This window comes from Chthoniobacter sp., assembly GCF_040003245.1.
In the GTDB taxonomy this organism is placed as follows: domain Bacteria; phylum Verrucomicrobiota; class Verrucomicrobiia; order Chthoniobacterales; family Chthoniobacteraceae; genus Chthoniobacter.
Map to the genome: position 1 here is coordinate 13802 of NZ_JBDUCX010000054.1, position 18019 is coordinate 31820.

At 58.6% G+C, this 18019-nt stretch carries 14 protein-coding genes and 1 tRNA gene; 12 read left to right on the top strand and 3 right to left on the bottom strand.

Annotated elements, in window-relative coordinates; genetic code table 11:
* Window positions 1–138: 138 nt before the first annotated feature.
* Entirely contained in the window at window positions 139–1152 is a 1014-nt protein-coding gene (locus ABJF10_RS09610) for a hypothetical protein (RefSeq protein WP_348544341.1), read from the top strand.
* A gap of 113 nt (window positions 1153–1265) precedes the next feature.
* Here ABJF10_RS09610 and ABJF10_RS09615 read toward each other — a convergent pair whose 3' ends face one another.
* On the bottom strand, window positions 1266–2507 hold the full coding sequence (locus ABJF10_RS09615; RefSeq protein ID WP_348544342.1) for a 4-hydroxy-3-methylbut-2-enyl diphosphate reductase: 1242 nt from the start codon (window positions 2505–2507) through the stop codon (window positions 1266–1268).
* 8 nt (window positions 2508–2515) lie between these two features.
* Window positions 2516–3172, bottom strand: a complete 657-nt coding sequence (locus ABJF10_RS09620) for a L,D-transpeptidase (RefSeq protein WP_348544343.1) — start codon at window positions 3170–3172, stop codon at window positions 2516–2518.
* Window positions 3173–3323: 151 nt separating this feature from the next.
* Between ABJF10_RS09620 and ABJF10_RS09625 the strand changes: the two genes are divergently transcribed.
* The 4 genes from ABJF10_RS09625 to ABJF10_RS09640 all read left to right on the top strand — a co-directional run bounded on the left by ABJF10_RS09625 (window position 3324) and on the right by ABJF10_RS09640 (window position 8222).
* Window positions 3324–4679 carry a pitrilysin family protein gene (locus ABJF10_RS09625; RefSeq protein WP_348544344.1) on the top strand — a complete coding sequence of 452 codons (1356 nt, stop codon included), beginning with the start codon at window positions 3324–3326 and terminating at the stop codon, window positions 4677–4679.
* Window positions 4676–6127 carry a pitrilysin family protein gene (locus ABJF10_RS09630; protein WP_348544345.1) on the top strand — a complete coding sequence of 484 codons (1452 nt, stop codon included), beginning with the start codon at window positions 4676–4678 and terminating at the stop codon, window positions 6125–6127. The genes ABJF10_RS09625 and ABJF10_RS09630 overlap by 4 nt, the downstream gene beginning before the upstream one ends.
* Window positions 6128–6228: 101 nt before the next feature.
* A tRNA-Ser gene (locus tag ABJF10_RS09635) sits at window positions 6229–6315 on the top strand.
* Between the two features lie 116 nt (window positions 6316–6431).
* Complete coding sequence (locus ABJF10_RS09640) at window positions 6432–8222, top strand: site-specific integrase (RefSeq protein ID WP_348544346.1); 1791 nt, start codon at window positions 6432–6434, stop codon at window positions 8220–8222.
* A 43-nt stretch (window positions 8223–8265) separates the two neighbouring features.
* On the opposite strand, the gene ABJF10_RS09645 is transcribed toward ABJF10_RS09640, so the two are convergent.
* Window positions 8266–8700, bottom strand: coding sequence for a hypothetical protein (locus ABJF10_RS09645; protein ID WP_348544347.1), 435 nt, complete (start codon window positions 8698–8700; stop codon window positions 8266–8268).
* Between the two features lie 321 nt (window positions 8701–9021).
* Between ABJF10_RS09645 and ABJF10_RS09650 the strand changes: the two genes are divergently transcribed.
* From ABJF10_RS09650 to ABJF10_RS09680, 7 genes are all read left to right on the top strand, one after another.
* Window positions 9022–9735: a hypothetical protein gene (locus ABJF10_RS09650; RefSeq protein ID WP_348544348.1), complete on the top strand. Its 714-nt coding sequence runs from the start codon at window positions 9022–9024 to the stop codon at window positions 9733–9735.
* Window positions 9736–9921: 186 nt separating this feature from the next.
* Window positions 9922–11442 (top strand): hypothetical protein, encoded by a 1521-nt coding sequence (locus ABJF10_RS09655; RefSeq protein WP_348544349.1) that lies wholly within the window; start codon window positions 9922–9924, stop codon window positions 11440–11442.
* Between the two features lie 125 nt (window positions 11443–11567).
* Window positions 11568–12218, top strand: coding sequence for a recombinase family protein (locus ABJF10_RS09660; RefSeq protein WP_348544350.1), 651 nt, complete (start codon window positions 11568–11570; stop codon window positions 12216–12218).
* Between the two features lie 157 nt (window positions 12219–12375).
* The gene (locus tag ABJF10_RS09665) at window positions 12376–14079 is read left to right on the top strand and encodes an N-6 DNA methylase (protein ID WP_348544351.1); all 1704 of its coding nucleotides are present in this window, start codon (window positions 12376–12378) and stop codon (window positions 14077–14079) included.
* Window positions 14073–15020: a XamI family restriction endonuclease gene (locus ABJF10_RS09670; protein ID WP_348544352.1), complete on the top strand. Its 948-nt coding sequence runs from the start codon at window positions 14073–14075 to the stop codon at window positions 15018–15020. Before ABJF10_RS09665 ends, ABJF10_RS09670 begins: the two co-directional genes overlap by 7 nt.
* 231 nt (window positions 15021–15251) lie before the next feature.
* A complete protein-coding gene (locus tag ABJF10_RS09675) occupies window positions 15252–15815 on the top strand; it encodes a hypothetical protein (protein WP_348544353.1) in 564 nt (187 codons plus the stop codon).
* Window positions 15816–16044: 229 nt separating this feature from the next.
* A complete protein-coding gene (locus tag ABJF10_RS09680; RefSeq protein WP_348544354.1) occupies window positions 16045–17868 on the top strand; it encodes a site-specific integrase in 1824 nt (607 codons plus the stop codon).
* The last annotated feature ends 151 nt before the right edge of the window (window positions 17869–18019 follow it).

Consider the following 18019-nt stretch of genomic DNA (forward strand, 5'->3'; position numbering starts at 1 on the left):
GTCCCGCTATCTTTCGCCCAGCGGTCCAATGCGGCCAGCCAAAACGACCGATTACCGTCGAACCGGGGAGCTTCATTGGGCTGTCTTCGCCGCCGGGGTTGCGGGTAACGGCCCGGGCCTGTTAGGAATGCCTTCCCCATGAAACTCGCCGTGCTGAACCCCAAGGGCAGCGACCCTACGCAGGACTTTGCCGATGGCGCGGGTGTGCCGGGTGAGCAGGCGCATCCGCCGGTGAGCGGGCATGGGTTTGCGGCGTGCACGGGCGGGACATTTTTTCGCAAGGACCAGGAGGTTCCGGCGGGGCAGAAGGAGGTGCTGGTGTTGTTGCAGCGGAACTTGAAGGCCTGCCGGCAGGCGATCATGGAACTGCGCAGCGAAGGGAAGACGGTGGCGATTGCGTGGCAGGAAGCGGGGCCGCAGCAAATCGCGGAGCAGCTCGCGAAGCCGGCGGCGCTGCAGCTTTTCCAGGAGATTTGTCAGCGCGTCGACGGGGGCATCGCGACGACGCCGGACCTGATGCCGTTTTTCACGGCGGCAGGGGTGCGGCATACGGAGTTCATCCCCACGCCCTACCCCATAGAGGATACACGCTGGGATTTTGCGACACCGATCGAGGAGCGACGCGGGATCTTCGTGGGCACGCGCGATTTCGGGACGCCGTCGCGGAATCATCTGGCGGCCTTGCTGGCCCTGCGGCAGCTGGCGTCGTCGATGTTTGAGTCGGTGACGGTGATCAATGACAACGGGTGGCGCGGGCGCGGGATGCTGGCGCGGCTCGGGTACGATGAGCGGCTGCTCAAGGTGGTGGAGGGGCGGCTGCCCTATCCGAAATATTTGCGGCTGCTGGGGCAGCACAAACTCGTGTGGCAACTCGATGCGAGTGGCGTGCCGGGGCAGGTGGCGGGCGATGCGTTGCTGGCGAGGGTGCCGTGCGTGGGCGGTAATGGGACAACGGAGCGCCTGGTGTTTCCCGACGTGTGCGGGCACGGGCGCGATGCGGAACAGCTTTTCGATCTCGCGGCGCGGTTGCTGGAGCATCCGCACGATTGCGAGACGGTGATGCAGCGGGCTCAGGAAAGCGCGGCGGAGAAGGTGTCGTTTACCGCAGTGGGGAAAAAGCTGGAGACGTTCTTTCGGCGGATTGCGCGGTGAGGTGGAAAAGTAATTTCCGATAGCAGATGACGCTGGGAGGGCACCGCGCCGTCGATGCCGAGGACAACGGCCCACCTAGGAAGCGACGGCGCGCTTCCCTCCAGGTTCCACCCCTAATTTCCCGCCACCGGCGGGCCGAGCAATTGCTCCGCGCCGACGCCGTGCAGTTCGTAAAGCCGCAGGATTGTTTCCTCGATGAGATTGTTCGGGCAGCTCGCGCCGGCGGTGAGGCCGACGATAAGCGGGCGCTCGGGGAGCCAGTTGTCCGTGGTGACCTCCTGCTTGGCGTGCTGGTCGAAATGGACGATGCGCTGGCGGGATTCCAGGCGGCCGGCGTTGCGAATGAAATAGGTGGGCAGCTTGGCCTCGCCCATCTCGGCGAGGTGCGAGGTGTTGGAGCTGTTGTAGCCGCCGATGACGAGCAGCAGGTCCATCGGCGATTCCATCATTTCCTTCAACGCATCCTGCCGCTCCTGGGTGGCGCCGCAGATGGTGTCGAAAAAGCGGAAGCTCTCCCGGGCGCGCTCGGCGCCGTCGCGGTCACGCATCGCGGCCTCGACGCGGCGCTGCACTTCCTCGGTCTCGCCGCGCAGCATGGTCGTCTGGTTGGCCACGCCGACGCGGCGCAGGTGCAAGTCGGGGTCGAAGCCTTCGCTATAGGCGCCGGGGAATTTCGCGAGGAAGGCGGCCTTGTCGCCGCCTTTGCGGATGTATTCGCAGACGTAATCGGTATCGGCGAGCGTGAGGACCACGAGGTAGTGGCCCTTGCCGCCGACGACGGCGCGGGAAGCGGTGGCCTTGGTTTCCTCGTGCGAAGCCTTGCCGTGAATGATGGAGGTGACGTCGTCGCTGGCGTTTTGCCGCACGCGTTTCCAGACACTCATCACGTCGCCGCAGGTGGTGTCGACGATCTGGCAGCCCACTTCCTTGATGCGGCCGAGGGTGACGACATCGGTGCCGAACGCGGGCACGATGACGACGTCCTCCGCGCGCAGGTCGCGGATCTCAGCTTCCTTGTCCTTGCCGAGCAGGTTTTTGATGCCAAGCGCGACGATCTGTTCGTTGACCTCGGGATTGTGAATGATCTCGCCGAGGATGAAGAGCCGGCGGTCCTGAAACACCTTGGCCGCGGCGTAGGCGAGATCGATGGCGCGCTCGACGCCGTAGCAAAAGCCGAACTGTTTCGCGAGGCGCACGGTGACGCCTTCGCAGGTCAGCGCGCCGCCGCTGAGCCGCAGCCTTTCCACGATTTCGCTGCGGTAGTGCGACTCGACTTGCGCTTGCACGGCCGCCATGACGTCCGGCGTGCGAAGATTGACGCGGGCGGGTTTGGAGGCAGCGGAGGCTTCGGGCACGGCGGGGATTACGGGCGTTCGACGAGGAGGGGCTCCGTGGGCTTCGAGAAGACGCGGTCGGTGATCATGATGGACGGGGCCGGATCGGGATCGGCGTAATCACCGGGGCGCTTGAGGTCCTTGCCAATGGTCGCGTCTTCCGGCTGGGACTGGGCGATGTTCACCGGCGTGCCCATCTTGGCGAGCGCGTAGAATTTCGGGGCGACATTGTGGTGCAGGCGAATGCAGCCGTGGGTGCGCGGGATGGGCCACACGGAGCCTTCGTGGAAACCGTAGCCGGGCGTGAATTCACACCACCAAGCCATGGGGAAACCGACGTAGTGGCCGGAAGCTTCGCTGGCCTTGGACGGATGGACGCTGTCGCCACTGACCGAGAAACCGTATTCGCCAGAGCGCTTGGTCGGGATCTTGCCATTGATACGGTAGCTGCCGGTGGGCGTGGGGTTCGTGGGCTTGCCGATGGCGCAGGCGGTGACGAGGAGCGGCGTGTCTCCCTCGAGCACGTAAACGGCGCGGTTCGAGAGCGAGACCTTGATGCGCACGTTGTCGGGGTTCTTCGGCTTGTAGACGGTGACGTCGTATCGGGAACGGGCGATGGGGCCGTTGACGCAACCGGTGAGCAGCGCGAGGGTCGAGAGGGCGGCGAGGGTGAAAAAGCGTTTCATTGGAGGCCGCTATGCAACGGTGAGCGGGCGGCTTTGTCAAATGCTTCGCCGCAGGGCTACGTAGGGGATCCAATCCCAAGCCTAAGAACCGGGCCCGCACTGGGATTCCGAATTGCCAAGCGTCCCAGTCACCGCCACCTTCCCACCCATCTTGCGCTCCACCCGACTCGCAGCCCTCCTCCTGCTCGCCGCGCTCCTGGCCTTCGGCCGCGCCGCAGAGAGCATTCCGCCCCTCAAGTTCGAGCAGCGTGCGCTGCCGAATGGCCTGCAATTCATCTGGCTCGAAGACCACAGCGCGCCCACGGCCTGCATCCAGGTGTGGTATCGCGTGGGCTCGAAGGACGACCCGGCGGGCCGCAGCGGCTTCGCGCATCTCTTCGAGCACATGATGTTCAAGAGCACCAAACGCATGCCCGCGGAATTCCTCGACCGCCTCACCGAAGATGTCGGCGGCGAGAACAACGCCTATACCGCAGATGACGTGACCGTCTTCCACGAGACGGTGCCGGCAAATAATCTCGAACGCTTGCTCTGGGCCGAGGCCGAGCGCCTGAGCGCGCTCACCGTGGACGTGCACAATTTCACTCTCGAGCGCGAAGTGGTGAAGGAAGAATACCGCCAGCGCATCCTCGCCGAGCCGTATGGCGAGTTCGGTGAATTTATCCAAAAGAAGTCCTTCCTCGATCATCCCTACAAGCGGCCGACGATCGGCAACATTGCGGAACTCGACGCTTCCAATCTCGAGGAGGTGCGCGCCTTTCACACCACCTTCTATCGGCCGGACAATGCGGTGCTCGTGGTAGTGGGTGATTTTGACCCCGCGCAGTTGCAGGGCTGGGTCGATCAATACTTCGGCGCGATCCCAAAACCCGCCGAGCCGATCCCCCGCGTGACGACGAAAGAACCGCCCCGGACCGCGGCAAAGACCCTCATCGAATACGATCCCAAGGTGCCGCTGCCTGCGCTGGCGGTCACGTATCTCGGGCCGTCGATCACCGCGGAAGACGCGGCCCCTCTGCGCGTGGCGGAGCAGGTGCTGAGCGGCGGCGAATCCTCGCGGCTTTACCGCAAGCTCGTCTATGAAACGCAGCTCGCGCAGAGCGCGGAATTCTCCGCGGACCTCCGCGCGGACCTCGGCCTGCTCACCTTCGAAGTCGTCCTCGCCAGCGGTGTGCCGGTGGAGAAAGCGAAGACGGTCCTCTTCGGCGAAATCGCCAAGATCACCGCGAAGCCCATCAGCGATGCCGAGTTGACGATCGCGCGTAATCAACTCCTCGCCGCCAAGCTCATCGAACGCGAAACCTTCGAAGGCAAGGCCAGCGCGCTCGGCGAAGCGGCGGCGGTCTACGGCGACCCCAATCGCGCCAACACCGACTTGAGCGATTTGCAGGCCGTGACTCCCGCGCAGGTGCAGACGGTCGCGCAAAAGTGGTTCACCCCGGCCAACCAACTCGTAATCGAATACCTGCCCGAAGCGATGAAAACCAAAGTGAAGGGAAAGAAATGAAGCGTTCTATTTTCCTCCTCGCCGCCCTCGCCTGCGCTCCGCTGCTCACCGTTGACGCCGCGGAAGTGGAGGGTCTGCCCAAAGCGGGTGAGCCGCATCCCGCGCAGATCAGCAAGGCGCAGGAAAAGACCCTGGCCAATGGCCTGCGGGTCATCGTTGTCGAACGGCCGGGTCTTCCCTTGCTCAGCGCGGAAGTGCTCGTCAATCGCGGCGCGGAGACCGATCCGGCGCGCTTCGCCGGGCTCGCGCAGTTCACCGCGGGACTGCTCAAGCGCGGCACCACCACGCGCAGCGCGCAGAAGATCGCCGAGGAGGCCGAGTCCCTCGGCGCGAAGATCGAAACCGAAGCCGGGTGGGACGCCACCAGCGTGAAGCTCACCACGCTCTCCAGCAACGCCGAGCCCGCGCTGGCCATTGTCGCCGACCTCGTCCTGCATCCCGCCTTTGCCAAGGAAGAGATCGAGCGCCAGCGCCGCGAAACGCTCGACGAACTGCTCATGGCCCTCGAACAACCCGGCACCGTGGCCAAGTATGCGGCGAGCCGCGCCACGCTCGGTGCTTCGCCCTACGGGCATCCCGGAGCCGGCACCCCGGCCTCCATCGCTCATCTCACGCGCCAGGAAATCACCGCCTTGCACGCCCGCGCTTATCGTCCTGGGAATTCCTTCCTCATCCTCGCCGGTAACATCACCGCCCCCGAGGCTTTCGCGATGGCCGAGAAGGTCTTCGGCGAATGGAAAGCTCCCGCGGAGGATTTCACGGCCCCTGATTTCCCCGCGCCCACGCTCGGCCGGGTGATCCTCGTGGACATGCCCACGGCCGGTCAGGCCGCGGTGTATCTCACCGCGCCCGGCATTCAGCGCCGCGCACCCGATTGGTTCCCGGGCAAAGTCGCCAACGCGCTGCTCGGCGGCGGCTATTCCTCGCGGCTCAACCAGGAAGTGCGCGTCAAGCGCGGGCTCAGCTACGGTGCCTCGAGCAGCCTCTCCACGTGGCGCTTCGGCGGCCTCTTCATGGCCGGTGCACAGACCAAAAACGAATCCGCCGCGGAAGTTGTCAAAGTCATCCAGACCGAAATCCGGCGGCTGAGCACCGAAACCGCTCCGGCCGATTACCTCAAGACCCGCCAGGCCGTCCTCACGGGCGCTTTCGTCCGCGACCTCGAAACCAACGAAGGCTACGTCAAGCGCATCGCCGACGTCGTCCTCTACGGCCTGCCGCCCGGGAAGATCGAGAGCTACGTCCGCGATGTGGAGCAAACCACGCCCGCCGACCTGCAGACCTTCGCCGAGAAACATTTCGCCGCCGACACCCTCAACATCATCGTCGCCGGCCAGGCGAAGATCGTCGCAAAACCGCTGCGCGCCCTTTTCCCCAAGCTCGAAGTCATCCCCCTGTCCAAGCTCGACCTCGACACCCCCGCCCTGCACGCGGCGGGGAAGAAGTAATTCTCCGGCCGTGCCCGTTGGCGGGATATTGTCCGGCAGATGCCCGCATATCCACTTGCACAACGCTCCTTTTCCCGCACTATTGCCTCCCCGCAGATTAAGGATGGGTGACAGAGTGGTCTATTGTGCTCGCCTGGAAAGCGTGTGTGCCTTTACCGGCACCGGGGGTTCGAATCCCCCCCCATCCGTTCTGCGCGGTTTTAGGGCGTTTTCGCGCCTCTTAAACACGTGGAAGCCTCTGAATGTCAGGGCCTACAGTCGCGGTGTGTCACCCTTCATTGTCACACCTCACGACCTAAACCCCATGCCTCGCCAACAAGGATTGCTGCTTCGCGGCAACCGCTGGCATTCCAATTTCAAAGTCCCTCGCGACCTCCAAACGGCGCTTGGGAAAACGCACGTCCGGGAATCTCTCGGAACTTCCGACTACCGGGAAGCGTGCCGCAAAGTTGCTTACGAGCGGGCGCGAATGACCGCCTTTTTTGAGAGCGAACGGCGGAAGATTGCAACCGTTATGCGGCCACGCAGCAAACCGGAAAAAAACGTCCTCACCGCCATTTCAAAACCAGACGCTTTTGCGATGGCCGTGCGCTACCTTGTGGCGCGTGAACACGTGTGCGAAGAATGGATGGAAGAGAAGGGCCGAAACTTGGAACAGCATGAGCGGGACGAAATGGCATCCAACGTCAGCGCGGACGCGGACGCCTTGGTAACAGGTTACGAATACAGGGGAGTGCCCTTGGATGGAACCGATGAATTGCAGACGTTCTTGAAGCAGGAAAACATTGAGTGCGCCGCCACAAGTCCGGCTTTCAAAGCACTCCGCCCTTTGATTCGAGATGCCACCATTGAGCACTTGAGGCGAGAGGAGGAAAGGCTCACGGGGCGGCAGGTTTGGGAAAAGAATCGGCTCTTCAAAGATTTCAATTCCTACTCGCCAACCGCCGCTGAGGCTCCAAAAGCGCCGACGCTCAATGACCTCTTGGCATTGCGGGAGCGGTTCATTTGCAAAGCTGGCTTCTCCTCAAAAACCGCCGACGCTGCCCGGACGACGGCACGCGTGCTGCGCGATTATTTCGGCGGTGGGAAACAGGTTTCCACAATCAAACGCGAAGACATGCACGCGCTTTTTGATCTGCTGCAACGGTTGCCATCGAATGCTACGAAGCGATACCCAGGGTTGACTCTCGCGCAGGCGGTAGAGGTAGCGGACAAGGAGCAAGACACACGGCGGTTGAGTCGGAAGACTCTCCATCACCATTACATTCAAATGACGACCCTCTTTCGCTTGGCGATAGAAGAAAAGCTGATTGCGGAAAGTCCGGTCAACAGCCGTCTCCTCCGCATGTCCGTTGCCGAAGACGTGACGGCCCCGCCTAAGGAACAGTTCACGATTGCGGAGTTGAACAGGCTCTTCCGCTCGCCGCTTCACGCGAAGTGCGCAACGGATACAGCAGCGCGGCGAGGTTGCTTTTGGGTGCCTCTCCTCGCGCTCTTTCACGGCTTCCGTTGCAATGAAGTTTGCCAGATTTTCACGGAGGACGTGAAGATATGGGAAGGCATCACTTACATCGCGGTTCGCGAGGAACGGGAGGACGGCAGCAAGTGCGTGAAAAAGCTCAAGACGAAGCAGAGCAAACGTGACGTGCCTTTGCACCCGGAACTCAAGCAACTCGGCTTCCTCGAATTCGTGGAGGCGCGACGGCGCGATGCCTCTTCCCCCCGGCTTTTTCCTGAACTCACGCCGGGGCACAAAGGCTACTTCTCCGACGCATTCTCAAAACGATTCGTTCACATCGTGAAGAACGCACTTGGCGATGGGTGCGGCGCAACAATGCACTCGTTCCGACACATGTTCCGCGTTGCCACGCGGGCGGCGCGAATTCCTTCCGAAACGGTCGCGCTTCTTGCGGGATGGGTGCACGGAGAAAGTTCGGCAAGCCGCCAATTGAGCCACTACGGCAGAGGGCTGGAAAATCTCCCCACGCTGGCGGAAGACATCGCAAAAGTAGAATACCGCGAATTGGATTTGTCACACCTTTACACGCCCGAAACTGCCGAGCCAAAATCTCCCACGGTTCGCCTTCGGGAGTAGAGCGAAGGCAGAGTTCTTGTCGCAGTCGCTTCGATCACGCTGATTACAAATCTTCGTTGAGAGTAGGAGCGCCTCCTCTGGGATGAGGATAGTATCTAAGATGGAGCAGGCAGTCAGGGACGGCTTCCAGACCAAGTTGCGCTCGCAGGTCTTGCCGCAAAGATTTCAAAAGAGCGTCCGCCGAAGCTGATTTTCGCGAAGCAAACGATTCGGCTAAATCTTGAGCGAGTGCGACTTGATGCGAGGTGCCGAAGAGTTGAATGTCAGCAATCGGAGACTCAAGCAATGATGGGTCGCTAGCCTCAAGGCGATTCGCCGCCGATTCAATTCTTCGGTAGGCGTCAATTAAAAACGCAATCCTCTGGGCGCGGCGAGAATTCGCGTAGTCCCGCTTCGCCGAAAATAGATGAGCAAGCCATGCTCCCCCGAAAGCGACAATCGCAGTCACCAAGAGTTGGAAGAAAAGGGGCCAATTCATTCGTGAATGATTATAACGAAACGTTGGCAATAGCAGCAACCGTCTTGAGCGTGCGGATTTGATTGCATGGCGTTCGCCGATTCGTAAGCTGTTCACGTCGGCAGAGATGCCGACCGAGACTTTAGAACCTCGCGTGAACCGGCGGACGTGTGCCGAAAACACGTCGCTTCCTAGCCCAAAAAAAGGGCCGGGGGGCGACGGCGTATGTCCAGAGCCTCCGGCTTAAAGGCCGTCGCGGTCGTGTTCACGCGGCTTCTAAACTTCCGGCCACCCGTTCGGCTAATCCGGGCGCGGTGGTGGAAAGTTGAAGCTTTTGAACACATGGACAATCAATCGGCAGCCGATGCACCAGCAGGCAACGCAGAGAAAGGCGTTGCGACACAATCACAGGAATCGAAGAGCACGTCCTCTTCACCACTTTGTGAAGAGTCGCCCGCAAGAAGTAAGGATGCTCTCAAAGGGCTGGGAGTATTGGTTGCCCTGCTAGTCGCTGGCGTAGTGTTGTGGCACTTTTGGCGGCCACTGCTTTGCCTGTCCAGCTTCCTTGGAACTTGGTATGCTTTTGCGAGTTTCAGCCTTCAAGGAAAGCGAAGCAAGGTGCACTCGATAGGAGGCGGATTTATTCTTGGATTACTCGCGTTAGTGTTGGCGGTTAAATTGACCGGCGTAGGGAAGAATGTCGCCGCACCTGCGGAACCAAAACCCGATCCTGTTGCAGCGGTCAACGCAGAGACAGAAAAGACCACGCAACCACCCGCTCCAGAATCCCGAAGCGACGGCGGCCCAAGCGATAGAATCATCAGGAACTCTTTGTCCTTTTTCAGCGAGGGAAAGTTCAAGCGAGGTGCCACTCTGGTTTCTACCGGCGGTCGCATTCCGGCAGGCACCTTGCTTTTCCCAGTGCGGCCCGCTTTTGCCCCTAACGATTACAACCGCTTTTATTTTTTCCTCGACGAGTTCGGCGATTGGAAGCTCATGTGGGAGCAGGGAGAGAGTAAAGTGCAGATACTTACACCTAGGAAAAGCGAGGAATGAACAACAGCACGAACAAAGAAAACTCGGGTTGCAAAATCACGATAGGCACACAAGTGCCGTGCTTGGGAACCATGACCGATTCAAGATTTGAACACGTGTGCATTTTTCCTCGCACTATAGAAAGGAGTTGTCGAAGACAACGATCAAAAGAACAGGATGTTCTCACACCCTCTCGCCCGCCTTCATTTGAATCCACTCCCCTTCTCACTGGAAACAGATTTTCTTCCCGAACACGCACAAGAGGACAAAGTGGATTTGGAGTTGGGGGGCTGGGAAGTGCATGGCCTTGGCAAAGACCGGCAAGGTGAACACGCGTTCAAGCAGTATGCGAGTTCGCCACCGGGCGGCAGCGCGGATATGGCATGGCCGGGCGATGGCACGCCTGCGATGTTTGGATGGTTTTTTACCCGGCCCGCAACGAAGGGCAAAGACGCGGGCAAGCTATTGATTCGACGGCAGAGCCTCACCGATAAGAGCAATAACCGCCGTCACGAAGCTCCGCTTTGTGGCGGCTACTGCCTGTTTTATCGAGATAAGAAACCGCACCCCGAAACGGGAAACCCTGTGCATCGGGCCAAATTGAGATTGGCGCTGAACGTTCAACGATTCATTCGCCATCAGGCAAGGAAAGATAATGCTTCTTTGCCGCGAACAAATCGCCTGCAACGGTGGCGAGAAAGCCGAAACACCTACGGGGACGAATTCTCCTACGACGAAGAAGACAACTGGATTCCGCACGAACCGGCTTGGGACAAGTTCGCGGCACGCGAATGGTTTAGGCCTTACGTTGAACTCATAGCCAAACAGGTTGACGAGACGTTTGAGCGGGCGTGCGTTTACTCCAACGCGGGCGAACTTTCTCCAGCGGTGACCGCAAAGCGAATCGGCAAACCGTTTTCCCTTTCAACTGTGGAGACGCTTTGGGAGTTCCCCTCCGAGAATCCAGTGGCCGACGTTTTCGACATCGGAGCCAAATTGATGCACCTGAAACGCCAAGGCGCATTCGCGCGCGAGTCGCAGCGGGTAAGAAATTCGCCCTGTATCGTGGTTCCGATAGCACAAGGTGTGAAATTGAAGCTCTACGCGAAGACGAACCGGCGGATACGGTTTGAAATCGTGCAAACGGGACTCGGGAAGCAGCTTCCGAAGCTGATTGAGGAAGCACATGCCCTTGGCGATCCGTGGGACGGCAAGGCTAATTGGGGGCAGACCAGCTTCGTGCCTTCCCTCCTGAACCGCTCATGGGAGATATTGCCCGCAATCTTGAAGGCACTGCGTCACCGGGCCGCCGAACACATGAACCAAGTGATGAAGGAACTACGGAAGGGGAGAGTCCAGCCTGTTAGGGCATGTTCTGTAGTGAATTTGATGGCAGAAGTGGCAGCAGCAGTGCCCCGTGGGTTCAAGAGCAAAGCTACGCGCCTTTCCGAGATTCGAGATTTGCTCTTTATGCTCTGCTATCAGCGCGGCTTTCGTGGAGATCGAAAGACGGGGCCGCTCGCGGAAGCTATTACGGAGTTGGAAACAGCGGGGGTGGTGGCATATGACCGCTCACGGCAGTTCTATATCCTTTCGGAAGCGTATGTTCTCGCCGCTGACAGTCTGCTTTCAGCAACGGGAGAGCCCTTGCTGACAGTTTTTGGCCTCAATCCGTCGGAATATAGCTTTCAAAAGGGCGGAAAGCACCCTGTTCGCCTTCGGGAGTGATTTTTTCGTTCGGCAGCCTTTGAACGCGTGTTCAAAACCGTCTCCCGCGCCCGTCGGCGTGAATTTCGCGAGAATCGCTCCATTTCGCTTGCTGTGCACACATAAACGGACGTATATGTGTGCACATGGAAGGCAAATTCATCGCTTACTATCGGGTTTCGACCGTCAAACAAGGCCAGAGCGGGCTTGGTTTGGAGGCGCAAAAGGCTGCCGTCGAAAAATACCTCAACGGCGGGCATTGGACGCTCTCTGGCGAGTTCGTGGAAGTTGAAAGCGGCAAGCGGAAGAACCGCCCGCAACTTAACGCGGCTCTTGCGCTCTGCAAAAAGCAGAAGGCAACGCTGATAATCGCAAAGCTAGACCGTCTCGCCCGCAATCTTCACTTCATTTCCGGCCTGATGGAATCGCGAATTGAGTTTCTGGCGGTGGACAATCCGACTGCGAACCGCCTTACGGTGCAAATCCTCGCGGCGGTGGCGGAAGAAGAGGCTCGCGCAATCTCCGCCCGCACCAAAGCAGCCCTTGCCGCCGCAAAAGCGCGTGGCGTAGTCCTTGGGAAGCATGGTTCGAAGCTTGGGAAAGAGAATCACAAGCGCGCGATAAAGATCGCGAATGCACTGGCGGGCACAATTGAGGAACTGCGTGCAGAGGGCATCACTTCCGTTCGTGCAATCGCAGCGGTGTTGAACACTCGCGGCATTGCAACTCCGCAGGGGAAGCAATGGCACAGCACATCCGTCCAGCGCCTCTTGAAGCGAATGGAACAGCTTGCCTGACGGCGAGGCCGGGGCTCGTTTCCTACCCACCATGGCACCCATCAGGCGCGCCGCGAGGCCCGCGTGAACAGCGGTCGGCGTTGACGGAACCCCGCGTCCGTGATTCAATCAAGTGTTCATCTTTACACTGCCGCGAAAAATGCAAGCCTCATACAATATGTTGTGGCCTTCCGACCATTTTTGGGATGAAGTATACAATGTGACGCGCCGCCTCCCCGACCAACTTCCTCTTTTCGAGGAGTCCTCGCTTCCCAGCGGAGAGATACCAGCGCCCCATTTCTTGGAAATAAATGAACGGGAACTGGCATCACTCGCGGTCGCTTTGGGTGCGCGCGAAATACCTGGCTGGTCAGATCAAGAGGAAAAACTCGCGAAGACAGCCTTACCCGTAAAAGCGGTGCACGTTGAGGTATTGCGCCGCTACATTCTTGCTGGTCGTGACCCTCTTGGAGCCATCTTTTCGCACATTCGTGTGCCGGAAAAGCGGCGAGAGAACGGCGCGACTTTTACCCCATGGCCAATCGTGAATGCGATGTTTGATTGGGCGACCCTTCAATTGTCCCCCTCTCGCGTCACTGACCCCGGCGTCGGAAGTGGTCGTTACTTGCTCCGAGCTGCCCGCTACTTTCCACACGCCTCTTTGATCGGGGTTGAGCTTGATCCACTTTGCGCAATGATGGCGCGCGCCAATCTCGCGGTTGTGGGCAAGTCGAAAACGGCTGAAATCGTTTTGGGAGATTATCGTGCTGTGAAGTTTCCGCCGATTTCGGGAAAGACGCTGTATATCGGCAACCCTCCCTACGTCCGACATCACCTGATAGAACCGAAATGGAAGGAGTGGCTTTCTCGTGAGTCGCGGGCGCTCGGCCTTAACGCGAGCCAACTTGCTGGGCTACACGTCCACTTCATTCTGTCCACGATTCTCCATGCAAAATCGCAGGACTACGGAGCGTTTATAACGGCTGCCGAATGGCTGGATGTAAATTACGGCTCACTTGTTCGGGAGTTGTTCCTCGGCCCTTTGGGCGGCAAACGGATTGTTGTTGTTGAGCCCACAGCGCATCCCTTTCCTGACGCAGAGACAACGGCGGCAATCACGTATTTCGAGATCGGCAGCAAAGCAAAATCGGTTCGCTTGAAACGCGTCCAAAATGTTGCTCAATTAAAAGATCACAATGGCAACCGCATCGTTCGCAGAGAGCGTCTTGAGAGCGAGAGGAGATGGTCCCACCTTACGCATACGACGCCCGCGATGCCGGAAGGCTTCATCGAATTGGGCGAGCTTTGCCGCGTCCATAGAGGACAAGTGACGGGCGCAAATAGGGTGTGGATTGCTGGGCCGCATGCGGAGCATTTGCCGCCATCGGTCTTGTTCGCTACTGTAACGAAGGCACGGGAACTTTTTGGAGCGGGCAAACGGCTTGAGGATAGCTCCAGTCTTCGGAGTGTCATTGATTTGCCAATAGATTTGGATGCCTTCGAAAGCGACGAGCGACGAGCAATCAACAAGTTCCTACAGTTCGCGAGAAATCAAGGGGCTGACCAATGCTACGTTGCGACGAATCGAAAGGCTTGGTGGTCTGTTGGACTTCGAGAGCCCGCGCCAATTCTGGCGACATATATGGCACGCCGTCCGCCTGCGTTCGTCCGCAATGTCGCGAACGCTCGCCATATCAATATCGCTCACGGTCTTTATCCCCGCGAAGTCCTGAGCGAGCGGGTTTTAAACGGAATCGTAAACTACCTTTCCGGCACAGCGCCGATGAGATTTGGTCGCACGTATTGTGGCGGGCTCACAAAGTTCGAACCAAGAGAGATGGAACGCCTTCCGATTCCTAGTCCGCACATTCTTGCATGCTGATTCAGCCGATAAGGTGGGACGCAAAGCGTCTGGAGAAAGACCGTCAAAAGGCGATTGAGATTTTCCGGCGCGAACGCCTCGAAGAACCGCTTGAAGCCTATCTTGAGGTCTTCGACAAATACCAAGCTGTGTTTGAGGAAATGCTGGAAACCACGGTTGATCTGAAAAACCTTCGCAATCACGGCGTTCAAATTCTTGGAGATGACCGCATGTTGGAAGGATTCCGGTATTTGGCTGGCCCGCCCATTTCGACGGACGATTTAAAGACAGTCGCCGACGTGAACTCCTTGAACAAGACCAAGCTCAAGGCAGACAAAAAACTTGTCAGCAAAATTGTGGAACTCGTTCTGATCGCTCTTGATCGGAGGCGATTCCCGTGGATTTCCGAACAGCGTGAACCCGTAGAAAAGGAGGTTCATGCTGCTGTCGTCGCTTCCGCCTCGCTAATCGCAAGTCAGCGAATGGGGACGGCTCGCAGGCACGAAGGAAAAAAGTTTCAGGAACAACAGGTTGAGGATGCCCTATTGAAAGCAGGGTTCAGAAAGGTGCCCACGCGGAGAATTCCTACGCTGACAAAAGCACCCGGCGCGGGGGAATTTTGCGGTGAAAGCCTGCTCGGAGAGAGCAAGGCCGATTTCGTCGTCCGGCTTTGGGACGACCGCGTCCTTCCGCTGGAATGCAAAGTTTCAAACTCGGCGGTAAATTCGGTAAAGCGCCTCAATCACGACGCCGCTGCCAAGGCTGAGACGTGGAGGCGCGATTTCGGAGAGACGCAAGTTGTGCCCTCGGCGGTCATAGGCGGAGTTTATAAATTGGAAAAGCTCATCGAGGCCCAGCGTCGCGGGTTGACCCTTTTTTGGGCACACAGCATCGACGTGATGATCGGTTGGATTCAGCAAACGCAGCCGGTTGCAAAGAAATCGGATCGCAAGCGGTCTTAAGAGTTTCGGTGCGGTGGGGATGTGCCACTCGCTATAGCGAACCTCTTACAATTCGAGCGCCCTACATGGGTTGAGTGGCCGGGTCGTTCTGCTATTCTGAAAGCGCGCCAAGGCTATGCTTTGTGTCGGTCGTTCCGGCTTCTCCCGTTGTCGTTCATGCGGCTTTGTCTTTCGTCTAGACTCGAAAGAAAAGCGGCGGCAGGGCGCAAAAAAAACTCTGAGACATACGCCATGCCCGCACCCGTCAAACTCCCCCTTCAAACGAAAAGCCCGCCTAAAGGTGGACGACCCTGCCTCTTGACGCCAAATCGCCAAGCGGTCCTATTGAAAGCAATTCAAGAGGGATTGCCCTTAAAGCAAGCGGCAAGGCTGGCGAGCATCTCCTACGACACGTTGAATCGTTGGCGAAAGAAAGGGGAAGAGGAATACGCCCCTTTGGAGTTTCGCAAGTTTTGCGAGGCATTAGGCCACTCTGAAGCCACCGCGATGCATCGCCTCGTGAGCGTCGTTTCTGACGCAGGAAAGAGCGATTGGCGAGCGTCCGCTTGGATTCTCGAAAGGCGCTTTCGGGAAGAGTTTGGCAAGCCTCAGCACACGGAGAATAGCGGGCCGGGCGGAAATCCATTCCACTCCCTGACTCCTCCGGCACAAGAAGTAGACCATGAGGTGCTGCGGCGCATGAGGGACCAACAGGGCATGAGGAAAATGGCGGCACGCCTCGGAGAACTCCTCCTGAAACACCAAAAACTGCGCTTGTGTGCGTCGCTGAAGGGGTGCGCTCGACTGCGCGAGTGAAGGAGATCGCGTTCAATACGCTTGCATTGTAACACCGGGCAGGCACACTAGCACCCGATGCCGCTTCTGTAAGTCGTTGGCATTCAGTGGCAAAATGGGAATGGGAGTTTCTCCCCCCCCATCCGCGGTTTTCAAGTAAAGCCTTGAAAATCAGGCAAGTCTCTCAGAATCAGGGCATCGGAAAAGCGCCATGTCACACAATACTGTCACACAAAGCCGCCCCGTTCCGATGCCTCGCCAATCCGGTTTGCTCTGCCGCAATGGCCGTTTTTACCTCAATATGCGCGTGCCTACCGCGCTCCGCGCCGCGTATGGACGCACGGACATCATTCGCAAATCTCTCAACACGTCAGACCGTCGGGAGGCGGTCAGTCGCGTGCGATACGAGGCGTTCAGACAGGAAGCCGAATTTGCCGCGAAGTCGCGGGAGATTGAAGCGCGCAAGCGGTCAGCGCCCACCGTAACGCCGAAACTGTTAGAGATCGAAAGCCGAGAGGCGCATGAGATCGTGACGCGCTTTTTTGTCCGGCTCGAAAAAGAATCGGAAGAATGGTTGGCCGAACGAGAGTCCGGACTGACAGAGGAGGGGCGAGAGGTAATGATGGAAGATTTGTATTTCTACAGCGGAGCTTTCGCTGGGAAACAGCGGGGCGCGAATCCAGACGAATTTGACGGAGCACGCGAGTTGGACTGCTTCATTGAAGAAGAAGGGTTGGAGATTCCGAAGGACAGCGCCGCATACCGCAAGCTCCGTCCGCTATTCCATCAAGCTCTGCTTGAAAATGCGCTTCGCAACGTGGCGCGAGCACATCACGACCCAATCAGAAATCGCGTTCCCTTCTTCCGCGAGGTGTTCTCCTATTCGTCACTGCCTGAACGTCGCCAGCGGATGACGTTGGGCGAGATGCTTTCGAGCTACTTGGAATGGGTATCGGGACACCGGGCAAATGTGACTCGTCGCAGCTATGAACTACCGGCCCGTCTGTTGCGTGAGGTGTTGGGAGAAAAAAAGGCCTTGGATTCGATTACGAAAAGGGACACGGAAGATTTGTTCGCTTTGTTGAAGCGTGCGCCCGCGAACGCAACTCAACGGTATCCTCGAATGACTCTCCAACAGGCAATCGAAGCGGCAGACAAGGCGGGCGACTCGCGCCGCTTGGGAACGAAAACGCTGGGAAATTACTACACGAACATTTCCGCGATTTTTAATTACGCAGTGGCGAAAAAACTCATGGCAGAGAATCCCGCCAAAGATCGCTACTTGCGCGAAACTTTCGCCAGCGAGCGCAAACAACCGCGAAAGAAGATTTTCACAGCCGAGGAATTAAATCGGCTTTTCCGCAGCCCGCTCTATTGCGGATGCCAAGACGATGGATTCGGCTTTGCCACTCCCGGCCCTAACAAGCCGCGTCGCGGGCGCTTTTGGGTTCCACTGCTCTCGCTTTTTCATGGCCTTCGATGCAACGAAGCGGCGCAACTCTACACCGAAGACATTTGCGAGGATGACGGGATTTCGTTTTTCGAGATTCGAGAGGAGCGGGCGGATGGATCGAAGTGCGACAAGAAACTGAAAACCGAGCAAAGCAAGCGCCGGATTCCAATTCACCCGGCAATCATTCGCATCGGTTTTCTCGACTACGTTGCAGAACGCCGCAAGGATTCAGCGCGACCGCGTTTGTTCCCGGATTTGCCTTGCGGGAAATCGACGGGCTACTTTTCTGACCCGTTCAGCAAATTCTTTAGCCGCTTCGTGGAGTTGGCTGTTGGTGATGAGTGCAAGGCGACGTTCCACAGCTTCCGGCATCATTTTCGCGATGCACTGCGCGAGGCGGGGGTGTCCATTGACGACGCAGAGGCGCTTGGCGGGTGGAGCGAAGGGCGACGCAGCGCGGAGCGTGATTATGGACACGGACCAAGCCTGAAACGCCTACGCGAGCAAATCGCCAAGGTGAAATATGGGGGGCTAGACCTGTCGCACCTTTTCCGGGGCAAGGCGACGCAACCGGTTGCTCCAAGCGAAGTGAAGTGCCGCGTGCGGACAAGACGGGGTTAGGGCGATTCGGCGCGGCTAGCGCGCAGGATTGCTGCGCCGCTTGCGTGTGGTGCGCGGCTGAACTTTCGATGATTTTTCCTCGGATGGAATTGGAGAGTTAACCCGGATATTTCACGCTTTGAAATTCTCGCGTCGGCAGCGCCGCGCGATG

Coding starts and splice junctions, on each gene's coding strand:
- ABJF10_RS09610 (WP_348544341.1), top strand. CDS start 139: ATGAAACTCGCCGTGCTGAACCCCAAGGGCAGCGACCCTACGCAGGAC.
- ABJF10_RS09620 (WP_348544343.1), bottom strand. CDS start 3,172: ATGAAACGCTTTTTCACCCTCGCCGCCCTCTCGACCCTCGCGCTGCTC.
- ABJF10_RS09630 (WP_348544345.1), top strand. CDS start 4,676: ATGAAGCGTTCTATTTTCCTCCTCGCCGCCCTCGCCTGCGCTCCGCTG.
- ABJF10_RS09640 (WP_348544346.1), top strand. CDS start 6,432: ATGCCTCGCCAACAAGGATTGCTGCTTCGCGGCAACCGCTGGCATTCC.
- ABJF10_RS09645 (WP_348544347.1), bottom strand. CDS start 8,700: ATGAATTGGCCCCTTTTCTTCCAACTCTTGGTGACTGCGATTGTCGCT.
- ABJF10_RS09650 (WP_348544348.1), top strand. CDS start 9,022: ATGGACAATCAATCGGCAGCCGATGCACCAGCAGGCAACGCAGAGAAA.
- ABJF10_RS09660 (WP_348544350.1), top strand. CDS start 11,568: ATGGAAGGCAAATTCATCGCTTACTATCGGGTTTCGACCGTCAAACAA.
- ABJF10_RS09665 (WP_348544351.1), top strand. CDS start 12,376: ATGTTGTGGCCTTCCGACCATTTTTGGGATGAAGTATACAATGTGACG.
- ABJF10_RS09670 (WP_348544352.1), top strand. CDS start 14,073: ATGCTGATTCAGCCGATAAGGTGGGACGCAAAGCGTCTGGAGAAAGAC.
- ABJF10_RS09675 (WP_348544353.1), top strand. CDS start 15,252: ATGCCCGCACCCGTCAAACTCCCCCTTCAAACGAAAAGCCCGCCTAAA.
- ABJF10_RS09680 (WP_348544354.1), top strand. CDS start 16,045: ATGCCTCGCCAATCCGGTTTGCTCTGCCGCAATGGCCGTTTTTACCTC.